This window comes from Fundidesulfovibrio sp. (genome assembly GCF_058402725.1).
Window position 1 is genome coordinate 1 of the sequence record NZ_JBZVFJ010000347.1, and the last position, 1,543, is coordinate 1,543.

The 1,543-nt window shown below is 68.6% G+C and carries 2 protein-coding genes; one reads left to right on the top strand and one right to left on the bottom strand.

Features of this window, described 5'->3' with window-relative positions; genetic code table 11:
- Window positions 1–192, top strand: a 192-nt coding sequence (locus ACV4UX_RS19435; protein ID WP_491594922.1) for a hypothetical protein, incomplete at its 5' end; no start/stop codon positions are given.
- A 152-nt stretch (window positions 193–344) separates the two neighbouring features.
- Here the strand turns inward: ACV4UX_RS19435 and ACV4UX_RS19440 are convergent.
- On the bottom strand, window positions 345–1,543 hold a 1,199-nt coding region (locus ACV4UX_RS19440), incomplete at its 5' end, for an ABC transporter ATP-binding protein (RefSeq protein WP_491594923.1).

Consider the following 1,543-nt stretch of genomic DNA (forward strand, 5'->3'; position numbering starts at 1 on the left):
CGCCCCTGGGTGGAGGCCGTGGCCCGCTCGGAACGCCTCGCCTCCGTGGATTTCCTGGACATGGACCGCGTGCGCTCCTACGTGCGCAACTTCCTTGCCGACCCCAAGGGCCCCGGCCAGCTCATGATGTCCCTGGTCTCCATCGACAGGCTGCTGGCAAGGCTGGATGAGCCGCTGGACGCCGACGCATAGAGGACGACGCGCCCTCCGCACCCAGAAAGGACGTCGCTTCGCGACAGCGGGGACATGGCTGCGCCGACTCGGCAGGGTGGCCGGGAATTGGCTTCCGGCCGGTGCAGGGCGGAGCCCTGGTGTCTTTGCGGAGCAGGGCGCGGGCTCTGCGGCTAGAGCCCCTGGGCTTCGCACATCCTGGCGAAGCGCCCGCCGGGGATGTCGCGCAGCTGCTCGAAGCTCCCCTCCTCCACCACGCGTCCGGCGTCCAGCACGTAGATGCGGTCGCAGGCGCGCACGCTGGAGAGACGGTGGGCGATGATCACGGTGGTCATGGTCCCGGCCATCTCCCGGATGCTGGCCTGGACCACGGCCTCGGCTTCGGAGTCCAGGGCGGAGGTGGCCTCGTCGAAGATCATGATGGAGGGGTTCTTGAAGATCTCGCGGGCGATGGAAAGTCGCTGGCGCTGGCCGCCGGAGAGGCGGATGCCCCGGTCGCCCAGGAGGGTGTCGAATCCGTGTTCGGCCTGCTCGATGAAATCGAGGCAGTGGGCCTTGCGGGCGGCCTCGCGCACGCGCTCCATGCAGGAGGAGTCGCCCGGTTCGCAGGCCCAGAAGGCGATGTTGTTGGCGATGGTGTCGTTGAAGGCCACGGGGTCCTGGGTGACGTAGCCGAAGAGGCGACGCAGGGCCGCGGGGTCCAGCTCGCGGTAATCCGCTCCGTCGAGGGTGACGCGCCCCTGGTCTGGCGCGAGCAGGCCGGTGAGCAGGTCGAAGAGGGTTGTCTTGCCCGCCCCGGAGTGGCCCACGATGCCGATGCTGGCGTTGCGCGGGATGGAGAGGGTCACGTCCCGGAGCACGGGCTTGTCGCCGTAGGCGAAGCTGACGCCGTGGAGGGCGATCTCGCGTTCCAGGGCGTGGGCCGGGGCCGCGCCGCCGGGTTCGCGGTTGGCGTCCAGGGCCTTGGCCGACTCGTCGACGACCGTGATGCCGCCGATGTAGGCGCTGAAGCGCTGCCAGACGTTCTGCGACTCGAAGATGCGCATGAAGGCCCGGTGGAAGAACACGAGCACCACGAGCACCTCGCCCATGGCCTTGCCCTGATAGCCCACATAGTACCAGAGAAGCCCGGCAAGACAGAGCACGGCCAGCGGTTCCACGGCCGAGGCCGTGAACTCGGGCAGCACGGTGCTGCGCAGGCTGTGACGGCGGTTCTCCTCGATGCGCGCGTGCAGGTGCCGCAGGAGGGCGGGGAAGCTCCCGGTGGCCTTGAGGTATTTGAACTGGCTGATGAACTGGATGAGCAGGCTCTGCACCTCGGAATTGGTGCGCGAAACGTCCCGGGAGACCTTCTCCAGCAGCCTGGTGACCC